Below are 22,366 nucleotides of genomic sequence, written 5' to 3' on the forward strand. Positions count from 1 at the left end.
TGTTAATGGCATTTACATGAAATACAGGTAATGAGATATCATTCTCATGATCACCGTGTGGATATCGCATTGGTGCGTATACACTAACAGCAACAGAGCGGCGCGGCAGGCGCTCGTGGATTCAATGAAGAAGGAACGTTTATGGCAGTTCGCAGACTTGGTGGCCGCATCGTGGCTTTCGCCGCCACAGTGGCCTTGTCAATACCGTTAGGGTTGTTAACAAATTCAGCGTGGGCGGTCGAGGACGCCACCCGATCCGACTCCACCACGCAGATGAGCTCCACGCCGGAGGTGGTCTACTCCAGCGCCGTGGATTCCAAGCAGGATCGCACCTCGGATTTCGACGCCAACTGGAAGTTCATGCTGTCCGATTCCGTGCAGGCGCAGGACCCGACGTTCGACGATTCGGCCTGGCAGCAGGTCGACCTGCCGCATGACTACAGCATCACGCAGAAGTACTCGCAGAGTAATGAGGCCGAAAGCGCGTACCTCCCCGGCGGCACCGGCTGGTACCGCAAGTCCTTCACCATCGACCGGGACCTCGCCGGCAAGCGCATCGCCATCAACTTCGACGGCGTGTACATGAACGCCACCGTCTGGTTCAACGGCGTCAAGCTCGGTACCCATCCGTACGGCTACTCGCCATTCTCCTTCGACCTGACCGGCAACGCCAAGTTCGGTGGGGAGAACACCATCGTCGTCAAGGTCGAGAACAGGCTGCCGTCCAGCCGCTGGTACTCCGGTTCCGGCATCTACCGCGACGTCACCCTCACCGTCACCGACGGCGTGCACGTCGGCAATAACGGCGTGGCCATCAAGACCCCGAGCCTCGCCACCCAAAACGGCGGCAACGTGACGATGAACCTCACCACCAAGGTCGCCAACGACACCAAGGCCGCGGCGAACATCACCCTCAAGCAGACCGTGTTCCCCAAGGGAGGCAAGACCGACGCCGCCATCGGCACCGTCACCACCGCATCCAAGTCCATCGCGGCCGGTGCCAGCGCGGACGTGACCTCCACGATCACCGCCGCCTCGCCCAAGCTGTGGAGCATCAAGAACCCGAACCTGTACACCGTGCGCACCGAAGTGCTCAACGGCGGCAAGGTGCTCGACACTTACGACACCGAATACGGCTTCCGCTGGACCGGCTTCGATGCGACCAGCGGTTTCTCGCTTAACGGCGAGAAAGTCAAGCTCAAGGGCGTCTCAATGCATCATGACCAGGGATCGCTCGGTGCGGTCGCCAACCGCCGCGCCATCGAGCGCCAGGTCGAGATTCTCCAGAAGATGGGCGTCAACTCGATCCGCACCACGCACAACCCCGCAGCCAAGGCGCTGATTGACGTCTGCAACGAGAAGGGCGTCCTCGTGGTCGAAGAGGTCTTCGACATGTGGAACCGGTCGAAGAACGGCAACACCGAGGATTACGGCAAGTGGTTCGGCCAGGCCATCGCCGGTGACAACGCCGTCCTGGGTGGCGACAAGGACGAGACCTGGGCCAAGTTCGACCTGACCAGCACCATCAACCGTGACAGGAACGCCCCGTCCGTCATCATGTGGTCGCTCGGCAACGAGATGATGGAAGGCATCAGCGGCAGCGTCTCGGGCTTCCCGGCTACCTCCGCCAAGCTGGTCGCATGGACGAAGGCCGCGGACAGCACCCGCCCGATGACCTACGGCGACAACAAGATCAAGGCCAACTGGAACGAGTCGAACACCATGGGCGACAACCTGACCGCCAACGGCGGCGTGGTCGGCACCAACTACTCCGACGGCGCGAACTACGACAAGATCCGCACGACCCACCCCTCATGGGCCATCTACGGTTCCGAGACGGCGTCCGCCATCAACAGCCGAGGCATCTACAACCGCACCACCGGCGGCGCCCAGTCAAGCGACAAGCAGCTGACCAGCTATGACAATTCCGCAGTCGGCTGGGGTGCCGTCGCCAGCTCCGCCTGGTACGACGTGGTCCAGCGCGATTTCGTCGCCGGCACATACGTGTGGACCGGCTTCGACTATCTCGGCGAACCCACCCCGTGGAACGGCACCGGCTCCGGCGCCGTGGGCTCCTGGCCGTCGCCGAAGAACTCGTACTTCGGCATCGTCGACACCGCAGGATTCCCGAAGGACACCTATTACTTCTATCAGAGCCAGTGGAACGACGACGTGCACACGCTGCACATCCTCCCCGCATGGAACGAGAACGTCGTCGCCAAGGGCTCCGGCAACAACGTGCCGGTCGTCGTCTACACCGACGCGGCCAAGGTCAAGCTGTACTTCACACCGAAGGGCAGCACCGAAAAGCGACTGATCGGAGAGAAGTCCTTCACCAAGAAGACCACCGCGGCCGGATACACCTATCAGGTCTACGAGGGCACCGACAAGGACTCCACCGCCCACAAGAACATGTACCTGACCTGGAACGTGCCGTGGGCCGAGGGCACCATCTCCGCCGAAGCATACGACGAGAACAACAGGCTGATCCCCGAGGGGTCCACCGAGGGCAACGCGTCGGTGACCACCACCGGCAAGGCCGCGAAGCTTAAAGCCGATGCCGACCGCAAGACGATCACCGCGGACGGCAAGGACCTGTCGTACATCGAGGTCGACGTGACCGACGCCAACGGCCATATCGTCCCCGATGCCGCCAACCGCGTCACCTTCGACGTCAAGGGCGCCGGCAAACTGGTCGGCGTCGACAACGGCAGCTCGCCGGATCACGACTCCTATCAGGCCGACAACCGCAGGGCGTTCAGCGGCAAGGTGCTCGCCATCGTCCAGTCCACCAAGGAGGCGGGCGAGATCACCGTCACCGCCAAGGCCGACGGTCTGCAATCATCCACAGTGAAGATCGCCACCACCGCCGTCCCCGGCACCAGCACCGAGAAGACGGTCCGCAGCTTCTACTACTCGCGCAACTACTACGTCAAGACCGGCAACAAGCCGAATCTGCCGAGTGATGTCGAGGTGCGCTACTCCGACGGCACGTCGGACCGTCAGAACGTCACATGGGACGCAGTCAGCGACGACCAGATCGCCAAGGCCGGTTCGTTCAGCGTGGCCGGCACGGTCGCCGGGCAGAAGATCTCCGTGCGTGTGACGATGATCGACGAGATCGGTGCGCTGCTCAACTATTCGGCCAGCACACCGGTCGGCACGCCCGCCGTGCTGCCTGGCTCGCGTCCGGCCGTGCTGCCCGACGGCACCGTGACCAGCGCGAACTTCGCCGTCCACTGGACCAAGCCCGCCGACACCGTGTACAACACGGCCGGCACCGTCAAGGTCCCCGGCACCGCCACCGTCTTCGGCAAGGAGTTCAAGGTCACCGCGACGATTCGCGTGCAGCGGTCGCAGGTCACCATCGGCAGCAGCGTCTCCGGCAATGCACTGCGCCTGACTCAGAACATCCCCGCCGACAAGCAGTCCGACACGCTGAACGCCATCAAGGACGGCTCCACGACCGTCGACGCCAATACCGGCGGCGGCGCGAACCCGTCAGCATGGACCAACTGGGCGTACTCGAAGGCCGGCCACAACACCGCCGAGATCACCTTCGAGTACGCGACCGAGCAGCAGCTCGGCCAGATTGTCATGTACTTCTTCCGCGACAGCAACGCGGTGAGGTTCCCCGACGCCGGCAAGACGAAGATCCAGATCTCCGCGGACGGCAAGAACTGGACGGATCTCGCTGCCACGGAGACCATCGCGACCCAGGAGTCGTCCGACCGAGTCAAGCCGTACACCTATGACTTCGCTCCGGTGGGAGCCACGTTCGTCAAGGTCACGGTCACCAACGCCGACACCACAACCCCCAGCGGCGTGGTCTGCGCCGGCCTGACCGAGATCGAGCTGAAGACCGCGACCAGCAAGTTCGTCACGAACACGTCCGCCGCGCTCTCGTCGCTGACAGTGAACGGCACGAAGGTCTCCGACTCCGTGCTCGCCGCCGGCTCCTACAACACGCCCGCGATCATCGCGGACGTCAAAGCCGAGGGCGAAGGCAACGCCAGCGTCACCGTGCTGCCCGCGCACGACAACGTGATCCGCGTGATCACCGAGTCCGAGGACCACGTCACGCGCAAGACCTTCACCATCAACCTGGGCACGGAGCAGGAATTCCCCGCAGACTCCGATGAGCGCGACTACCCGGCCGCCGACATGACGGTCACCGCGGGCAGCGAGCAGACGTCCGGCACCGCGACCGAAGGCCCGAAGAAATTCGCGGTCGACGGCAACACCAGCACGTACTGGCATTCCAACTGGACGCCCACCACCGTGAACGACCTGTGGATCGCCTTCGAGCTCCAGAAACCCACCAAGCTCGACGCGCTGCGCTACCTGCCGCGCCCCGCGGGCAGCAAGAACGGCTCCGTCACCGAATACAAGGTTCAGGTCAGCGATGACGGCACCAACTGGACCGACGCGGGCTCCGGCACATGGACCACCGATTACGGCTGGAAGCTCGCCGAGTTCAATCAGCCGGTGACCACCAAGCACGTGCGGCTCAAGGCCGTCCACACCTATGCGGATTCCGGCAACGACAAGTTCATGTCCGCCTCCGAAATCCGCCTGCGCAAGGCCGTCGACACCACCGACATCAGCGGCGCGACCGTGACCGTGCCCGCCAAGCTGACCGTCGACCAGGTGGACGCCGACCATCCCGCCACCTTCGCCACGAAGGACGTGACGGTGACGTTGGGCGACGCCACGCTGCGCTACGGCGTGGACTACCTGCTCGACTACGCGGGCAACACCGCCGTCGGCACGGCCACGGTGACCGTGCGCGGCATCGACAAGTACTCCGGCACCGTCGCCAAGACGTTCACCATCGAACTGAAGAACGCCCCGGCGCCGAAACCGACGCTGACCTCGGTGAGCGTCAAGACCAAGCCTTCCAAGCTGACCTATGTGGTCGGCGACGCGTTCGACCCGGCAGGACTGGTGCTGCAGCTCAACTATGACGACGACAGCACCGGCACCGTGACCTGGAACACGCAGACGGCCGGCGGCTTCACGTTCAAGCCTGCGCTCGACGCGAAGCTCAAGGTCACCGACAAGACCGTCACCGTCACCTACCAGGGCAAGTCCGCGGTCATCGACATCACCGTCTCGCAGCCCGCCCCGACCGTCAGCAAGACGGATCTGGACAAGGCCATCAAGGCGATCGAGGCCAAGAACCCGGATTCGTCCAAGTACACGGCCGACTCGTGGAAGACCTTCGCGGACGCCATGGCGCATGCCAAGGCCGTCATCGCGGATGATTCCGCCACCCAGCAGGACGTCGATAACGCGCTCAAGGCGCTGACCGACGCCTACGCCGGGCTGACCGAGAAGACGCCCGAACCCGCCCCCGTCAGCAAGTCCGAGCTGGACAAGAAGATCAAGGCGATCGAGGCCGAGAAGCTGGACGGGTCGAAGTACACGGCCGAGTCGTGGAAGGCGTTCGAGACCGCCCTGGCGCATGCCAAGGCCGTCATCGCCAGCGATTCCGCCACCCAGCAGGATGTGGACGCGGCCCTTGGCGCCCTGACCTCCGCTCGCGACGGACTGACCGAGAAGGGCGAGGTCAAGCCCGACCCGAAGCCCGAACCGGGCACCGTCGACAAGGCGGCGCTGGATAAGGCGGTCAAGAAGGTCGAGGCCGAGAAGCTGGACGGGTCGAAGTACACGGCCGAGTCGTGGAAGGCGTTCGAGACCGCCCTGGCGCATGCCAAGGCCGTCATCGGCAACGCCAACTCCACGCAGTTCGACATCGACAACGCGCTGTCGATGCTCAACGACGCCCGCGCCGCGCTCAAGGAGAAGCCCGGCCGCATCATCGCCATCATCGATGGCGGCGCACTGAGCAAGACCGGCGCATCCGTCGCCATCATCGCCTCCGTCGCGGCCGCGATGCTGGCGGTCGGTGCCGGCATCATGGCGTTGCGCCGCAAGCGCTCCTGACCCACACGAGACTCTCGCGAGTCTCCCCGGGTGCCCCGTCGACGATCATGCCGGCGGGGCACCCGCATATCCGCAGGTTGGATGCTGCCGAACAAGGCGGCATGCTGTCACCGTCTGCCGTTAGACTCGTGCGAGCATACTAAGTCCCCAAACCGTTCAAACCAGAAGGTGCATTGTGGCTGTTTCTAAACTCGATGAAGTCGTATCCCTCGCCAAGCGGCGCGGATTCGTGTTCCCCGCCGGCGAAATCTATGGCGGCACCCGTTCCGCATGGGATTACGGCCCCCTCGGCGTCGCCCTGAAAGACAATATCAAGCGTGAATGGTGGCGCTCCATGGTCGTCACCCGCGGCGACGTGGTGGGCGTGGACACATCCATCATCCTGCCGCCGGCCGTATGGGTCGCTTCGGGTCACGTCTCAGTGTTCAACGATCCGCTGATCGAATGCCTCAAGTGCCACAAGCGCCAGCGTTCCGACAAGCTGGAGGAGTCCTACGCCGAAAAGCACGGCGACAAGCTGCCCGAGAACGGTCTCAAGGACATCGTCTGCCCCGAGTGCGGCACCCGCGGCGAGTGGACCGAACCGCGTGACTTCAACATGATGCTGCGCACCCACCTCGGGCCGGTCGAGGACGAGAACAGCCTGCACTACCTGCGCCCCGAGACCGCGCAGGGCATCTTCGTCGACTTCAAGAACGTGATGACCTCCTCGCGTTCCAAGCCGCCGTTCGGCATCGCCAACATGGGCAAGTCCTTCCGCAACGAGATCACGCCCGGCAACTTCATCTTCCGCACCCGTGAGTTCGAGCAGATGGAGATGGAGTTCTTCGTGGTGCCCGGCACCGACGAGGAATGGCACCAGTACTGGATCGACACCCGCACCCGCTGGTACACCGACCTGGGCATCAACCCCGAGAACCTGCGTCACTACGAGCACCCGAAGGAGAAGCTCTCCCACTACTCGAAGCGCACGGTCGACATCGAATACAAGTTCGGTTTCCAGGGCTCCGACTGGGGTGAGCTCGAAGGCATCGCCAACCGCACCGACTACGACCTGAGCGCGCATTCCAAGCACTCCGGCGAGGATCTGAGCTACTTCAACCAGGCCGCCGGCGAGAAGTTCGTGCCGTACGTCATCGAGCCGGCCGCCGGCCTGACCCGTTCCCTGATGGCGTTCCTCGTTGACGCCTACGACGTCGACGAGGCGCCGAACACCAAGGGCGGCGTCGACAAGCGCACCGTGCTGCGTCTCGACCCGCGTCTTGCTCCGGTCAAGGCCGCCGTGCTGCCGCTGAGCAAGAAGCCCGAGCTGCAGTCCATCGCCCACGATCTGGCCGCCGACCTGCGTCAGCACGAGTGGATGATCGACTACGACGAGGCCGGTGCCATCGGCCGCCGTTACCGTCGTGAGGACGAGATCGGAACGCCGCTGTGCATCACCGTCGATTTCGACACGATCGACGACCAGGCCGTCACCATCCGCGAACGTGACACGATGCAGCAGGAGCGCGTCGCGCTCGACAAGGTCGCCGACTACGTGGCCGCCCGCGTGTCCGAGAAGCGCGTGCGCTACCCCGAGGGCCCCGTCAGCATCACCGGCACCAAGGCCGCCGACGGCGGCACCGACGTCGCCAAGGAGACCGGCGTGGACGAGTCCGCCCCGGTCAAGGTCGCCGAGGCCGGTGGCCTGTACTGATCGATACCCGGCTCGACTACACCGGGCCGGGTGCTGAACATCATTCGGACAGCCCCCTTTTCACCAAGGGGGCTCTTGTACATTCAAGACATGTATGGCATGAGCCGTGCCGATTCGTGGGGGAGAGCCGTGACAGACACCGTTGAACAGATCATCGCCGTCGACGCGCATGAGACCGACGTGCTCGACCCGCGCACCGACGCACCGGCCGGGAAGGAACCGGTCACGATGGCACCAGTCGATCTCGGGCCGATCCACGTGCCGACGCCGGTGGTGCTCTCCCCGATGGCGGGCGTCACGAACTGGCCGTTCCGCGTGCTGTGTGAGGAATACGGCCCGGACGGCCTGTACGTGGCCGAGATGATTACGGCGCGCGCGTTGGTCGCCCGCAATCCGAAGGCGCTGCGCCTGTGCCGGTTCGCGCCGAGCGAGCGCATCCGGTCGCTGCAGCTGTATGGCGTGAACCCGGCCATCGTCGAGCAGGCCGCGCGCATCGTCGTCGATGAGGACATGGCCGACCATGTGGACCTGAACTTCGGCTGCCCGGTTCCCAAGGTCACCCGTCGTGGCGGCGGGTCCGCGCTGCCGTGGAAGACCGACCTGTTCCGCGAGATCATTCAGCGCGTGGTGAAGGTGTGCTCGGCGGCGAACATCCCCGTTACCGCCAAGATCCGCGTCGGCATCGATCACAGCCATGAGACGTTCATGGAAGCCGGCCACATCGCGCAGGAGGAGGGGTGCGCGGCCGTCACGCTGCACGCCCGCACCACGGCGGAATACTATGGCGGCCATTCGGACTGGAGCCGCATAGGCGAACTGGTCGGCGCGCTGGACATCCCGGTGTTCGGCAACGGCGACATCTGGGGCGCCGACGATGCCCTGGAGATGGTCCGCGAGACGGGATGCGCCGGGGTCGCCATCGGGCGCGGATGCCAGGGCCGGCCGTGGCTGTTCGCCGATATCAGGAACGCCTTCGCGGGCAGCGACGAGCGCGTCAACCCTACGCTGGGGGCCGTATGCGACGTGATCATGCGCCACGCCCGGCTGCTCGTCGAGTTCTATGACGGTGACGAGCGCATGGCCGTGCACGACCTGCGCAAGCACATCGCCTGGTATCTCAAGGGATTCCCCGTCGGAGGGACGACGCGCAGGGCGTTCATGGAGTGCGAGAACCTCGCCGACGTGGAGCGCGAGACCTCGCGTCTCGATCCCGCCATCACCTTCCCCGAACGGGTGAAGGACAAGCCGCGCGGCCGTGTTCGCTTTGCAAAAAAAGTGCATCTGCCGTACGGTTGGCTCGACTCTCGGGTCACCACGCACGAGGAGCGCGAGACGCTGTTCGGCGACGATCCGATGGACGCCGGATACTGAGACGGCATCCGGGTCATGGGCCGAATGCGGCCATGGTGTGTCGTTTTGTGCAAATGAGATGGAAAAACGTTGATACACGCCGAGAAAATAGCTTTATAATCAATGGTTCTGCGATAGAGTTATGCGTAACCGTGAGTGACAGGAGACAATGGTGAGCGAGATTGCCCAGACTGACAATTTCAACGACAGGACCAACATCAAAGTCGTCGGTGTCGGTGGAGCCGGCGGTAATGCCGTCAACCGCATGATCGCCGAAGGCCTGCAGAACGTGCAGTTCGTGGCCATCAACACCGATGCCAAGGATTTGCTGCGCTCCGACGCCGATGTGAAGATCTCGTTGAATGACGCTTCAAGCCGTGGATTGGGTGCCGGCGCCGATCCCGAGCGGGGCAGCAAGGCCGCGCAGGATCACCAGTCCGACATCGAGGAGGCGCTCAAGGGTGCCGACATGGTCTTCGTGACCTGTGGCGAGGGCGGCGGCACCGGCACCGGCGCGAGCCCCATCGTCGCCCGCGCGGCGCATCAGCAGGGGGCGCTGACCATCGCCGTGGTCACCCGGCCGTTCACGTTCGAGGGACCGCAGCGTTCCGCCTCCGCCGATCTGGGCATCGAGAACCTGCGCAAGGAGGTCGACGCCCTGATCGTCATCCCCAACGACCGGCTGCTTGAGCTGTCCGACCGCACGATCGGCATCGTCGACGCCTTCAAGACCGCCGATTCGGCGCTGCTCGCCGGTGTGCAGGGCATCACCGACCTGATCACGATGAACTCGTACATCCATGTCGACTTCTCCGACGTCACCGCCATCCTTCGCGGCGCCGGCACCGCGCTGTTCGGCATCGGCTCCGCGCGGGGCGAGGACCGCGCCACGCAGGCCGCCGAGATCGCCATCAGCTCGCCGCTGCTGGAATCCAGCGTCGAAGGGGCTCACGGAGCCCTCATCAACATCGCCGGCCCGACCGACCTCAAGCTGCAGGAGGCCTCTGCGGCCACCGAGCTGGTGCGCAAGGCCATCCACCCCGAAGCCCAGATCATCTGGGGTCTCGCGCTCGACGACGCCTACGGCGACGAGGTCCGCGTCACGGTCATCGCGGCCGGTTTCGACGCCGATTCCAAGAACACCAACGTACCCTCGATGAAGGGCGCCACGACCGCCGCATCCATCCCGGCTTCCCACACCACGGACCCCGTCACGCCGACGCATGCGCACGACCAGCAGCAGCCGGTCGCGCCGAGCATCCCCGTGCGCACGCAGCCGTCCGCGAACACGCCTATGACCACCACCAATCCGGCGGCGCGTCAGGTGCCGGATTTCGCGCTGCGCAAGGGCGGCCCCGCGTCGATGCCGATCGATGACGAGACCTCCGAGCACGATATCGTCTCCTCCGGTGACCTGGGCGACCTCGATATCCCTGATTTTCTGCGCTGAGCCGAAAGGAACTGAACAGTCATGGCTGGGTTTATGAAGAACGCGATGCAGTATCTGGGCATGGCGGATGTTGCCGAAGACGACGAGCCGATGGACATCCAGGATGAGGATCCCGGATTCGACGACGATCATTCGGTCACTCCGGTGTCCCAGGCTGCGCCATCGTCGCCGACATCCGCGCCCAGTCGTGAGTCGAATCCGTTCCAGGGTCGCGTGAGCCGCATCACCACGATTCATCCGAAGTCCTACGAGGACGCGCAGCTGGTGGGGCGTGCTATCCGCGACGGCGTGCCCGTCGTGCTCAACCTGACCGGTGTCTCCGAGGCCGTGGCGTACCGCATCGTGGACTTTTCCGCGGGCGTCGTCTTCGGCGTGCGCGGGTCCATCGAGCGTGTCACTCCGCGCGTGTTCCTGCTCAGCCCGGCCCAGGTGAACATCAAGGTGGAGGAGCCGCAGGCGCCGTCCTCGGCGCACGACCTGTTCGCCGACTGATCTGCCGGCGGTCGGCCGGATTGGCGGCTGTAGACGATTCGTCGTCATGACAGCGGCGGCGGTAATGCCCAGTTGACGTTCAGCTGACGGCAATGAAGCTGTATGCCGTTTTGATAGGCTGGAAGGCATGGTGTTCACAATAGTGCGTCTGGTGATTGACTGGATTATCGACGCTTATATCACGGTGCTGTTCGTCCGTATGATCCTGGATTGGGTGTCGGTGCTTGCGCCGCGTTGGTATCCCAAGGGCGTCGTCGCATCGCTGATCAATGTCGTCTACCAGCTCACCGAGCCGCCGTTGCGCTGGCTGCGACGCTACATCCGGCCCATACCGATGGGGCCTATAGCGATGGACGTCAGCTTCATCGTGCTGTACACCGCACTTGTCGCCTTGAGAATATTGGTGTAAATCGCGCCGTAATCACGCATACGGCGAGAGTTCTTTCAGGGTTCGTGCTAGCATCGGAAAGTGATACCAACACAGCGAGGCATCGTGCCCAAAGCGAGGTGTAAGTTTTATGGCTCTTTTGACGCCTAAAGATATACGGGAGCATACCTTCCAGACCGTGCGTTTCAAGGAAGGCTATGATGTCGACGAGGTTGACGATTTTCTCGATCAGGTGACGGAAACCGTCGAGGCGCTTGGCAAGCAGGCCGTTGCAAGTGGCCAGGCGACGCAGTCCCTTCCTCCCGACGTCGCCAAGCTCAACTCCAAGATTTCCGAGTTGACTGCGCAGGTACAGTCACTGCAGAGCGAAAACGAGCAGCTCAAGTCCGCGGCGCCCGTCGCCAGCAAGGACGATCAGGCGGCTCAGGTGGCTGCGGCGAAACTCACCGAAGCCGAGGAGAGCAACCGCGCGCTGTCCCAGCAGAACGAGCAGCTCAAGGATCAGGTGGATCGCCTCAGCGGCCAGATCGACCAGCTGACCGCGCAGGCCGCCCAGGCCTCCGGCAAGGCCGATGTCGCCGCGCAGCTCGCCGCGGTGCAGAACGAGCGCGACCAGTACCGCGTCAGCGCCAGGGACATGAGCGGACGTCTGCAGGAAGCGCAGCAGCAGGCCGCCTCCTACCAGCAGCAGCTCAACGATGCCAAGAAGCACCTCGATGCGTTGCAGCAGCAGGCCGCGCAGGCCTCCGATCTGGCTCGTCAGCTGGAGGAGTCCAAGCAGCGCGAGAACCAGCTGCGCGAGCAGGTCGCCAAGGTCGAGCCGAGCACGGAGACCGGCAGCCTGCAGAAGATCGCTGGTGCCGCCGCCGCTGCCAGCAGCGAGCCCGAGCGCGCCACCGCCATGCTGACGCTGGCCATGCAGCTGCACGACCAGTACGTCGACAAGGGCAAGGCCAAGGCGAAGGAAATCACCGAGGCCAGCCAGAACAAGTACAACGAGCTGGTCACCAAGGCCAACGACTACTCGTCCCGCACCCGTACCGAGGCCGATGAGTACAACAAGCAGGTTCACTCCGATGCCGACGCATACTCGGAGCGCACTCGTTCCGACGCCGACGCCTACTCGGTGAAGACCCGTCAGGATGCCGACACGTACCGCGAGAACACGCAGCAGCAGGCCGACAACTATGAGGACGAGGTGCGTCGTCGCGCCGGCGAGTACGACAGCAAGACCCGCTCCAACGCCGATGAGTATGCGCAGCAGGTGCGTGACAAGCTCACCACCCAGTCCAAGGTCATCGAGGGCAACATTCAGGGCCTCAAGCAGTTCGAAGCCGAATACCGTGCGCGTCTGACCGAGTTCCTCGGCCAGCTGTCTCGTCAGGTGTCCGATACGAACAACTACAGCCAGATCGGCAAGCAGGCGGAATAGTCGATGAAGGATATCCAAGGACGGCTGCGTGTTCGCGTAGCCGTCTTTGCATGTGTGGCGGCCGTGGCGCTGGGCATCGATCAGCTCACCAAGATGTGGGCGCAGCAGGCGTTGGGCGACGGGCGTACAGTGCCGCTGATCCCGGGCCTGCTTTCGTTGACGCTGGTTCATAATCCGGGTGCATCGCTCGGTCTCGGATCGGGAAGCACATGGCTGATTTCGCTGCTCGCCGTGGTGGCGTGCGTGGTGATGGCGGTGCTGGCGGCACGCACGATATCGATGCGCTGGACGGTGATGTTCGCGTTCGCGTTCGCCGGAGCGTTCGGCAATCTGATCGATCGCGTGGCCTATGCGGACGGGTTCCTCAATGGCAAGGTCGTTGATTTCCTGAATTATGGTTGGTCCGTGGGCAATGTCGCCGATATCTATCTGGTGATGGCCGGCATCGGCGTCGTGGTGCTGATTGTGCTGGATGTGCCGTTCAGTCGCAAGGACCTCGATCGGATTGAGCATCTGGGGGAGGATGCCGGTGACGTGGCGCGTGACGGGGAGTCAGACGGCACGGCGGACGAATCGCAGGACTCGTCAGCGATGGTGCAGGATGCATCGTCCGGCTCATCCCGGACGGAGGTGACCGTTTCGAGCCGTCAGCCTGATGACTCGGAGAGGAGCGCTTCATGAGCCGTCTCGTTCCGGCGCCCGACGCATTGGTGGGGTCACGATTCGACGTGGCGGTTTCCAAGATGCTGGGCATCTCGCGTGCCAAGGCGGCGGATCTTATCGAATCCGGCCAAGCCCGCGTGCTGGATCGTGCGATCGCCAAGTCGGGCACGCTGCTGTATGGGGAGACCGTCGAATTCGACATCGCCGAAGAACGGCATGAGCCGGAACCGGTGTGTCTCGACATGGCCATCGCGTATGAGGATGACGATGTCGTCGTGGTCGACAAGCCCGTGGGCGTCGCTGCACATGCTTCAGCCGGATGGACAGGCCCCACCGTATTGGGCAGCCTGCTCAAACGCGGCGTGCGCATCACCTCATACGGAGCTCCCGGGCGGCAGGGCATCGTGTCGCGGTTGGATGTGGGCACGTCCGGCCTGATGCTGGTGTGCAAGTCAGAGCTGGCGTACAAGGAGATGCGGCGGCAGTTCTCCGAGCATGAGGTGGTCAAGACCTATCATGCGATGGTCCAGGGCAACCTCAAGGAGGACAAGGCCACCATCGAAGCGCCCATCGGCCGTGCCAAGGTGTCGGACTTCCGCTTCTGCGTCACGCCGTCGGGCAAGCCGGCGGTCACGCATTGGGACGTGCTGGACCGATTCGGCGAGGCGACGCTGGTTTCGGTGAATCTCGAAACCGGACGCACGCATCAGATTCGCGTGCATTTCTCTTCGATCGGGCATCCTCTGGTCGGAGACCCGATGTATGGGGCCAATCCGGTGCTGGCCGGGGAGCTCGGCCTGGACCGTCAGTGGTTGCATGCGATGAAGCTGGAGTTTCGCCACCCCCGCACCCATCTCTGGACGTCGGTCGAATCCCACTACCCGGCCGATCTTGCCCATGCACTGGAACTTATGCGCGCCAGGCATGCCTCAACTGGTCTGGAAGCCGCCGACTAGCGTACCCAATCGGCCTGTCGCGTAGCGCTGTCATCCTACTGTCGCCCCCGCTGGCGGGGGGTGGCTGTCGCGTAGCGACTGGGGGTGGTCCAACGCCAATTCGCGCCCCCGCTGTTCTTACTTATCGCGTTTCTTCCATGCAACGACGGAAGTGACCACGCCGGCCGCCAGCAGCGGTACGCAGGCCAACGCCGCGACGCCTTCAACCAGCAGCAGGATGGCGTCTGCGGGATTGTAGACGCCGCGATTGAGATACATATAACATGCGATTGCGGCCAGTGCCGATACTGTGCCGGCCGCCAGCAGCGCAAAGCCGAGCGTGCGCAAGGCATTATGCGATGAGGAGCAATATTGGGCCGATGCCGCAGTCGGCATGGTCGGCGCGGACTGCACGGTGACCGGCGGCGAATCCTCATAGTGTGGCTGATTTGCGGACGTCATTGTTCCTCCTGGTGGTTCGTTGCCGCGAATTGTCTGGCGACGGCGGATCATCCTTGATGGCAATCTATGCGACGGAGACACTCTTTGTCCAGCGGAACGGACAATGTGGTCGAAGGCTGCCGAGTTATCCACATTTTGGGCGTGTCGCGCCGGATTCGATTCAGCTTTCGCGAGTTACATGTGGCATTTTCGCAGTGTTTACTGATGGTCGTCATTCGCTGCCATACATGTCCCTCCTGTACAATGACCGTGTCATGCATGATGAGACAAGGGGATGAGTATGTATACCTCGTTGGACAGGTTCCGCATCAAGCCGGGCAAAGAGGATTTGGCCCGCGAATGGTTCCGATATCTGAACGATCACTTGGCCGAAGCGAATGCGACGATGCCGGCTGAGGGCGCGCATATCGAGTCATGGTTCCTGCACGAGGAATCGGACGGACTGTACGGATACGTGTACGTGATCTACGACGACAATGATAAGGCTGTCGAAGTGTTCAAGGAGAGTGAGAATCCGTTGGACATCAAGCACAACGAGTACATGAACGCCTGCATCGACTACCACGACTACGCCGAGATGAAGCCTGCCGTGGCGCTGGGCGACTACTCCGTATTCCGGAGATGATTGGTCGACGGTTCGTCGACGCCGTTGTGTTTGCAGACTCGTTTGTACAACTTATGCATTTCGGTCAAATGCATAAGTTGTACAAACGATTTCCCTGGAGACCCTACTTGCCTTGCTGCGTTTCGTTGGAATTCCAGCGTTTTCGGGAATACCCGTGGCTCGCGGCAACGGGTGTGTGCGCTGTTTCCCGCGATTATGCGGGACAACGTCCGCATTATGGCATTTCGCGGGCGTTGTACACACGGCATTGCATTCGGGTCGGAAACGCATGGAGCAAGTTCTTCCGCCTCGCCGCCGGGGCGGAAGAACCATATGCACTGAGACATGTCGCCCGAGGAATAATGCAGAGGACGCTCCGCCAGCGCACAATCAGTTCTTGTGCAGTTTGGCGTTGAGCTCAATCCCCGTCTTCCGGTAGCGGGCCTCAATGCGGCCGTTGACGGAGTTGCGGATGAAGAGGATGTTGTCTTTGCCGCTCAGATCGGCGCCCTTGACGACGTCCAGCGGTTCGCCGGCGGCGGCTTTGGCCTTGTCCCAGACGGTGATCTTGGTACCGGCGGTGACGTACAGGCCTGCTTCGACGACGCAGTTGTCGCCGAGCGAGATGCCGATGCCGGCGTTGGCGCCGAGCAGGGAGTGCTCGCCGATGGAGTTGCGGAGCTTGCCGCCGCCGGACAGGGTGCCCATGATGGAGGCGCCGCCGCCGATGTCGGAGCCGTTGCCGACGACGACGCCTTGCGAGACACGGCCTTCGACCATTGAGACGCCCAAAGTTCCCGCGTTGAAGTTGACGAAGCCGGCGTGCATGACGGTGGTGCCTTCGGACAGGTGGGCACCGAGACGCACGCGGTCGGCGTCGCCGATGCGCACGCCGGAGGGAACCACGTAGTCGATCATGCGCGGGAACTTGTCGATTGACAGCACGTTGACGGTGGCGGCGGGAGCGGCGGCCGGAAGCCCGGCGGAGGCGGCGAAGGAGCGCGCGGCGCTGGTGGCGGCCGATTCGACATCGAGCTTGCGGGCGTTGAAGTCTTCGACCGCGAACGGGCCGTAATTGGTCCAGACCACGTTCGTGAGCTTGGCGAAGATGCCGTCGAGGTTGAGGGTGTTCGGCTGGGCGAGGCGCATGGAGAGCAGGTGCAGGCGCAGGTAGGCGTCGGCCGCATCCGCGATCGGGTCGTCAAGGGAGCTTACGGTGAACACCGGCTCGCGGCGCACGCCACGGGCGTCGGCCTGCGGCTGCGCCAGCGCCCCGAACTCGTGGTTGGGGCGGTTCGCGCCTTCGGGCGCGGCGCCGAGCGTCAGTTGCGGATACCAGACGTCGAGTGTGTTCCCGGCTGCATCGATGCTGGCCAGTCCCCAGCCCCATGCGGTGCGTTCGTTCGTCATGCTTGTCTCCTTGGTGGATGAACGGTAGATGCTTCTATATTATGGGCAGATGGGCACGTATGAGGCTGCCGTTCCGAATCATTGTGGCGCGGTTTCGTCACGGGAGAAAATCTAGCGGGGCGGCTACGATGAAAAGCTATGAGTGACTACAGGACCGAACGGGAGCAGCGTGAGCGCCGCCGCCGCATCATCATGCGTGCGGTGTGCATCGTCATTGCCGTGGCCATGCTCGGCAGCCTGGTCATTCCCGCGGTGTATGCGGGTCTTTGACGCGATCATTGGCGTCCTGCCGTGACGCGAGGTGCTTGAGATTTCGCATATGGTCGGCAGCGTCGTCACACAATCGATTCGTTCACAAGTTCAATGATTATGGTGGTATTCGATGGCAGAATTTGATTTTTCACAGGCAATCGGCGAGGCACGGTCGAAGTATGAGTCCATTGCGAAGGCGTTGGACATCGAACGGCTGAAGTCGCAGATCGCGACGTTGGAGACCGAGGCCGCTAAGCCTGGTCTGTGGGATGATCCTGAGAACGCGCAGAAGGTGACCAGCCGCCTGTCCGCGGCTCAGGCGCAGCTGAAGCGCCTGAACGAGGCGAACCGTCGCATCGAGGATGTCGAGACGCTGGTGGAGCTCGCTCAGGAGGAGGCTGACGCCGATTCTCTGAGCGAGGCTCAGTCCGAGATCGGCTCCATCGCCCAGGAGCTGGATGACATGGAGATCCAGACGCTGCTGGACGGCGAATATGACGAGCGTTCCGCGGTCGTGACGATCCGCTCCGGCGCGGGTGGCGTGGACGCCGCCGATTTCGCCCAGATGCTGTTGCGCATGTACCTGCGCTACTGCGAGCGCAACGGGTTCAAGGCCAAGGTGATGGATACGTCGTACGCCGAGGAAGCGGGCATCAAGTCGGCCACGTTCCAGGTGGATGCGCCGTATGCGTATGGCCGCCTGAGCGTGGAGGGCGGCACGCACCGTCTGGTGCGCATCAGCCCGTTCGACAACCAGGGCCGTCGACAGACGAGTTTCGCCGCCGTCGAGGTGGTGCCGCTCGTCGAGGCGACCGATCACATCGACATTCCGGACACCGATATCCGCGTGGATACGTACTGCTCGTCCGGCCCCGGCGGCCAGGGCGTGAACACCACGTATTCCGCGGTGCGCATCACCCACCTTCCCACCGGCATCGTGGTGACGATGCAGGACGAGCGCTCGCAGATCCAGAACCGCGCCGCCGCGATGGCCGTGCTGCAGTCCCGACTGCTGGTGCTGCGCCACGAGGAGGAAGCGAAGAAGAAGAAGGAGCTCGCGGGCGACATCAAGGCCAGCTGGGGTGACCAGATGCGTTCGTACGTGCTTCACCCGTACCAGATGGTCAAGGATCTGCGCACCGGTTGCGAGACCAGCCAGACCCAGGCCGTGTTCGACGGCGATATCGATGCGTTCATCGAAGCCGGTATCCGCTGGCGTCACGAGCAGCGTCGCCAGGCGGCCGAAGAGGAAGAGTAAACCGTGACTTGGCTCCCGGCTCCGGGGGCGAGTGAGGAGACGATATGGCACTCATCGCATTGGATCATGTGAGCAAGGTGTATCCCAAGGGTACGAGGCCGGCGTTGGATGATGTCAACCTCGACATCGAACGTGGCGATTTCGTGTTTCTGGTCGGTGCTTCCGGTTCCGGCAAGACGACGCTGCTGAGCCTGCTGCTGCGCGAGGAGGAGGCCACGGACGGCGAGATTCGAGTGGCCGGCAATGATCTTCGCCGTCTGACGAACCGTCAGGTGCCGCAGTATCGTCGTTCCATCGGATTCGTGTTCCAGGATTACAAGCTGCTGGCGAACAAGACCGTGTGGCAGAATGTGGCGTTCGCGCTTGAGGTGATCGGCACGCGCCGGTCCGCCATCAAGTCGCTGGTGCCGCAGGTGCTGCAGACCGTGGGATTGACCGGTAAGGAGAACAACTACCCGCATGAGCTGTCCGGCGGTGAGCAGCAGCGTGTGGCCATCGCCCGCGCGTATGTGAACCATCCGCAGATCCTGCTGGCCGATGAGCCCACCGGAAACCTCGATCCGACGACGTCGCTGGGCATCATGGAGGTGCTGGACGCCATCAACCGCACCGGCACGACGATCGTGATGGCCACGCACAACGAGGAGATCGTCAACTCGATGCGCAAGCGCGTCATCGAGCTGCATACCGGCAAGATCGTGCGCGACGAGGCCCAGGGCTCGTATGATTCCGCCGAGTTCTTCCCCGACAGCGATGTCGCGTCCAAGGCGCATGAGGCGATCAGCGGGCAGTCGGATGATTCGCGTTTCCGCCCTGATTCCGGCTCGTTCGACGCACAGGTCACCACTATCGAGGCCCGTGGCGAGGAGGGTGCAGTCGAGGGTATCGAAGTGGTCGCCAAGGCGGTCAGCGGCAATATCCGGAACGAAGGCATCGCCCGGTTGGCGAGCTCCGTGCATTCGGGACGTACCGGCCGCTACGGTGAGGCGTTCCAGTCGGTGGAGGACACGCTGACCTGGGGCAAGGGCCTGTCGCTTGAGCAGATTGCCGCGCAGGAGGAGCAGAAGGCCCGCGCCGAGCAGGGCGGGGATGAACACTCCGATGCCGCGGCTCAGTCGAGCGACCGGGCGACGGCTCGGGATGATGCCCGGTCCGCGCAGCCGGAGGACGCCGCCCAGCCGGAACGGCACGAGCCGCCGGAACCGCCGCATTCGGCGGATGGTGCCGCACCGCATGGTCAGCCGGAGACGGAGCATCCTCAGGATGAATCCACATCCCAAAGCGAACAGGCCGGTTCGGCGGCAGAGCCGGGCTCCTCGTCCGATGAGGGGGGCGAGACGAAGCCGAGGCGCGCGCACAAGCTGCCGCCGGCGCCGCCGGCCCAACCGGGGCATCGCGACAGGCATGCCGGAAAAGCCGGTAGTGCTGATGATGCCGACGGTGCTCGCAACGAGGAGGACAATCGATGAGAATGCGTTTTATCCTGTCTGAAACCTGGACCAGCCTGCGGCGCAACGTGTCCATGATCATCTCGGTCATGCTCGTCACGTTCATCTCCTTCGTGTTCATCGGCGCGTCCGTGCTGATACAGGCGCAGATCACCAAGGCGAAGGGCGACTGGTACGACAAGGTCGAGGTCGTGGTGTGGCTGTGCCCGGACGGCACCAGCCAGTCGGCGTCCTGCTCGACCGGCAAGGCGCCGACCCAGCAGGAGATCGTGGATCTTGAGGACGTGATCAACAACGAGCTCGGCAGTGACGTGTCAAAGATCACGTATATGAGCCGCGAGGAGTTCTTCAAGAACACGTTCCTCAAGCAGTACCCGAACGGCGTGTACGAGGGACGTACCCTCACCGCCTCCGATATGCAGGATTCGCTGCGTCTCAAGCTCAAGGACCCGACCAAATACCAGGTGGTGTCGGAGGTGCTGACCGGGCGCACGGGCGTGGAGGCGGTTGTCGACCAGCGGCAGATCTTCGACCCGGTGTTCTCGGTGTTGAACCGGGCCACCGTGGTCACCGTCGTGCTGGCCGGTGTCATGGTGGTCGTCGCCATCATGCTGACCGCGACGACGATTCGCATGAGCGCCGCCTCCCGGAAGAACGAGACAGAGATCATGCGTCTGGTGGGTGCTTCGAACTGGACGATTCGATTGCCGTTCATCCTGGAGGGCGTGGTGGCGTCCCTGCTGGGATCGCTGCTGGCGGTCGGCGCGCTGAGCGGCATCGTCAAGGTGTTCGTCACCGATTGGTTGGCGACCAGCGTGCAGTGGATGCCGTTCATCACGCAGACGACGGTGTGGCTGACCGCCCCCGTGCTGGTGGTGGGGGCCATGCTGCTGTCGGCGGTTGCGTCCGCGGTATCGCTGCGACGCTATCTCAAGGTGTGACTTGCCGCCGCGTGTCGTCCGGGATGCGCGAAGTGTGAGATGAATCATTTCGCTGCCGGATGACACGCGGCGCATTTATCCAGTTTAATTCGTTACAATACGTTCAAATACGGCATTAATGGAAGGGCGACAACAATGGTGAAGATGGCGAAACGTGGGGGTACGTTCACCGCTTTGGCGCTTGCCGCCGCAATGGCCCTGGGGGCGGGATCGGTGGCCGTGGTCGCCCCGCCCGAGCAGGCCGCTGCGGTTACGGAGTATGAATACCAGCAGAAGGTATCGAACCACAACAGCCTCAAGAAGCAGCTGACCGGCGTCGATTCCAAACTTGCCGATCTCATCATCTCGTTGAATGACCTGACCGAGAACCAGATTCCCGCCGCGCAGAAGGCCGTACAGGAGGCCCAGCAGAAGGCCGAACAGGCGAAGAGCCTCGCAGAGGCGACTACGGCGCGGCTTGAGGCGGCGAAGAACGACCGGACCTCGCTTGAGGAGAAGATCAAGCAGACCGGTGAGGATTACGATGACGCCAAGGATGCGGTCGCTCAGCTCGCGCGCGAAAGCTTCCACGGCTCGGACGCCTCCACCCTGATGGACGTGGTGACCAATGCCACCACGACCGAGGACTTCGTCAACAAGATGCAGTCGGATGCCGCTGTCACACGCAGTGAGGCGAATGCCGCCGACGCCGCGGCCACCAGCCTCAGCACGTCGATGAACCGCAAGGAACGTCTCACGGCCATCGAGGACGAGATCACCCAGCTCAAGGGCCAGGCGGACAGCCAGGCGGCCAGCGCGCAGCAGGCCGCTGAGGATGCGGCGTCCAAGCAGAGTGAGCTGGAGGCCTTGCGCAAGAAGAGCGACGAGGAACGCGCCCAGCTGGAAGCGCAGAAGAAGAGCCTGAGCACCAAGGAAGCACAGGAGGCCGCCGAACTGGTGTCGATGAAGGCCGAGATCGATTCGTGGAGCGTGCAGAACAACACCGGTTCGGCGAATGCCGGCACCGGCGGACAGCAGCAGATCAAGCCCGGCGCCGGCAGCGGGTCGGGCAGCGGCTCCGGTTCCGGTGCCGGCTCCAGCAAGCCCGGTTCCGGTTCCGGCAAGCCCGGTTCCGGTTCCGGCAATGGTTCCGGTTCGGGCGGATCCCAGCCCGGCGGATCGGGACAGGCCAACGGCATGAACTACACGGTGCCCGGCAACTGCTATGAGGGCATGCCGGTGTGCTACGGGCACAGGACCGGCAACACGGTGGGCGGCAGCGCCTACCCGTGGAGCCAGTGCACGTGGTATGCGTACCGTCGCCGCGTGTACTACTACCATCTGCCCACCGGCTCATACATGGGCAATGGGCAGGATTGGGCGAACACCGGCCGCAGCCTCGGCTATCTGGTCAACCGCACGCCGCACGTCGGCGCCGCGATGGTGTTCCGTGCAGGCCAGCTCGGCGCCAACAGCCGTTACGGCCATGTGGCGGTCGTCGAGCGTGTGAACAGCGACGGATCCGTGCTGATCTCCGAGTGCGGCGCCAGCCTTCAGGGCGTGGCGCAATGGCGCACGATTTACAATGCTGGTAATTTCCAATACGTGCATTACTGAGTTCCGGGTGGTGTTTTCCGATTCGTCCGGTCACGGCCCG

At 63.4% G+C, this 22,366-nt stretch carries 16 protein-coding genes and 1 pseudogene; 15 read left to right on the plus strand and 2 right to left on the minus strand.

Features of this window, described 5'->3' with window-relative positions; translation table 11 throughout:
* Positions 1-213 precede the first annotated feature (213 nt).
* From BBBF_RS02405 to BBBF_RS02445, 9 genes are all read left to right on the plus strand, one after another.
* Positions 214-5,949 carry a discoidin domain-containing protein gene (locus BBBF_RS02405; RefSeq protein WP_231855235.1) on the plus strand — a complete coding sequence of 1,912 codons (5,736 nt, stop codon included), beginning with the start codon at positions 214-216 and terminating at the stop codon, positions 5,947-5,949.
* A gap of 175 nt (positions 5,950-6,124) precedes the next feature.
* Positions 6,125-7,645 (plus strand): glycine--tRNA ligase, encoded by a 1,521-nt coding sequence (locus BBBF_RS02410; RefSeq protein WP_013363202.1) that lies wholly within the window; start codon positions 6,125-6,127, stop codon positions 7,643-7,645.
* Between the two features lie 228 nt (positions 7,646-7,873).
* Complete coding sequence (dusB, locus tag BBBF_RS02415; RefSeq protein WP_029414608.1) at positions 7,874-9,016, plus strand: tRNA dihydrouridine synthase DusB; 1,143 nt, start codon at positions 7,874-7,876, stop codon at positions 9,014-9,016.
* A gap of 151 nt (positions 9,017-9,167) precedes the next feature.
* The gene (gene ftsZ / locus BBBF_RS02420) at positions 9,168-10,445 is read left to right on the plus strand and encodes a cell division protein FtsZ (protein WP_003817337.1); all 1,278 of its coding nucleotides are present in this window, start codon (positions 9,168-9,170) and stop codon (positions 10,443-10,445) included.
* A 21-nt stretch (positions 10,446-10,466) separates the two neighbouring features.
* A complete protein-coding gene (locus BBBF_RS02425) occupies positions 10,467-10,937 on the plus strand; it encodes a cell division protein SepF (protein WP_003812187.1) in 471 nt (156 codons plus the stop codon).
* A gap of 127 nt (positions 10,938-11,064) precedes the next feature.
* Complete coding sequence (locus BBBF_RS02430; protein ID WP_003812190.1) at positions 11,065-11,346, plus strand: YggT family protein; 282 nt, start codon at positions 11,065-11,067, stop codon at positions 11,344-11,346.
* A gap of 109 nt (positions 11,347-11,455) precedes the next feature.
* Entirely contained in the window at positions 11,456-12,757 is a 1,302-nt protein-coding gene (locus BBBF_RS02435) for a DivIVA domain-containing protein (protein WP_003812192.1), read from the plus strand.
* A gap of 3 nt (positions 12,758-12,760) precedes the next feature.
* The gene (locus BBBF_RS02440) at positions 12,761-13,438 is read left to right on the plus strand and encodes a signal peptidase II (RefSeq protein ID WP_003812197.1); all 678 of its coding nucleotides are present in this window, start codon (positions 12,761-12,763) and stop codon (positions 13,436-13,438) included.
* A complete protein-coding gene (locus tag BBBF_RS02445; protein ID WP_003812200.1) occupies positions 13,435-14,376 on the plus strand; it encodes an RluA family pseudouridine synthase in 942 nt (313 codons plus the stop codon). The genes BBBF_RS02440 and BBBF_RS02445 overlap by 4 nt, the downstream gene beginning before the upstream one ends.
* Positions 14,377-14,493: 117 nt before the next feature.
* On the opposite strand, the gene BBBF_RS02450 is transcribed toward BBBF_RS02445, so the two are convergent.
* A complete protein-coding gene (locus BBBF_RS02450) occupies positions 14,494-14,817 on the minus strand; it encodes a hypothetical protein (RefSeq protein WP_013363204.1) in 324 nt (107 codons plus the stop codon).
* 280 nt (positions 14,818-15,097) lie between these two features.
* Between BBBF_RS02450 and BBBF_RS02455 the strand changes: the two genes are divergently transcribed.
* On the plus strand, positions 15,098-15,442 hold the full coding sequence (locus tag BBBF_RS02455; protein WP_003812206.1) for a DUF6176 family protein: 345 nt from the start codon (positions 15,098-15,100) through the stop codon (positions 15,440-15,442).
* Positions 15,443-15,811: 369 nt separating this feature from the next.
* On the opposite strand, the gene dapD is transcribed toward BBBF_RS02455, so the two are convergent.
* A complete protein-coding gene (dapD, locus tag BBBF_RS02460; RefSeq protein WP_003812208.1) occupies positions 15,812-16,831 on the minus strand; it encodes a 2,3,4,5-tetrahydropyridine-2,6-dicarboxylate N-succinyltransferase in 1,020 nt (339 codons plus the stop codon).
* A gap of 138 nt (positions 16,832-16,969) precedes the next feature.
* On the opposite strand from dapD, the gene BBBF_RS10505 reads away from it, so the two are divergent.
* The 5 genes and pseudogenes from BBBF_RS10505 to BBBF_RS02480 all read left to right on the plus strand — a co-directional run bounded on the left by BBBF_RS10505 (position 16,970) and on the right by BBBF_RS02480 (position 22,326).
* Complete coding sequence (locus tag BBBF_RS10505; RefSeq protein WP_003812210.1) at positions 16,970-17,101, plus strand: hypothetical protein; 132 nt, start codon at positions 16,970-16,972, stop codon at positions 17,099-17,101.
* Positions 17,102-17,213: 112 nt separating this feature from the next.
* Entirely contained in the window at positions 17,214-18,341 is a 1,128-nt protein-coding gene (gene prfB / locus BBBF_RS02465) for a peptide chain release factor 2 (protein ID WP_003812212.1), read from the plus strand.
* Positions 18,342-18,385: 44 nt separating this feature from the next.
* Positions 18,386-19,372 (plus strand): annotated as a pseudogene (ftsE, locus tag BBBF_RS02470) (cell division ATP-binding protein FtsE); the annotation flags it as partial.
* 434 nt (positions 19,373-19,806) lie between these two features.
* Complete coding sequence (gene ftsX / locus BBBF_RS02475; protein ID WP_003812215.1) at positions 19,807-20,730, plus strand: permease-like cell division protein FtsX; 924 nt, start codon at positions 19,807-19,809, stop codon at positions 20,728-20,730.
* 135 nt (positions 20,731-20,865) lie between these two features.
* Positions 20,866-22,326 carry a CHAP domain-containing protein gene (locus BBBF_RS02480; RefSeq protein WP_013363207.1) on the plus strand — a complete coding sequence of 487 codons (1,461 nt, stop codon included), beginning with the start codon at positions 20,866-20,868 and terminating at the stop codon, positions 22,324-22,326.
* Positions 22,327-22,366: the final 40 nt, after the last annotated feature.

This window comes from Bifidobacterium bifidum ATCC 29521 = JCM 1255 = DSM 20456, from assembly GCF_001025135.1.
Lineage (GTDB): Bacteria > Actinomycetota > Actinomycetes > Actinomycetales > Bifidobacteriaceae > Bifidobacterium > Bifidobacterium bifidum.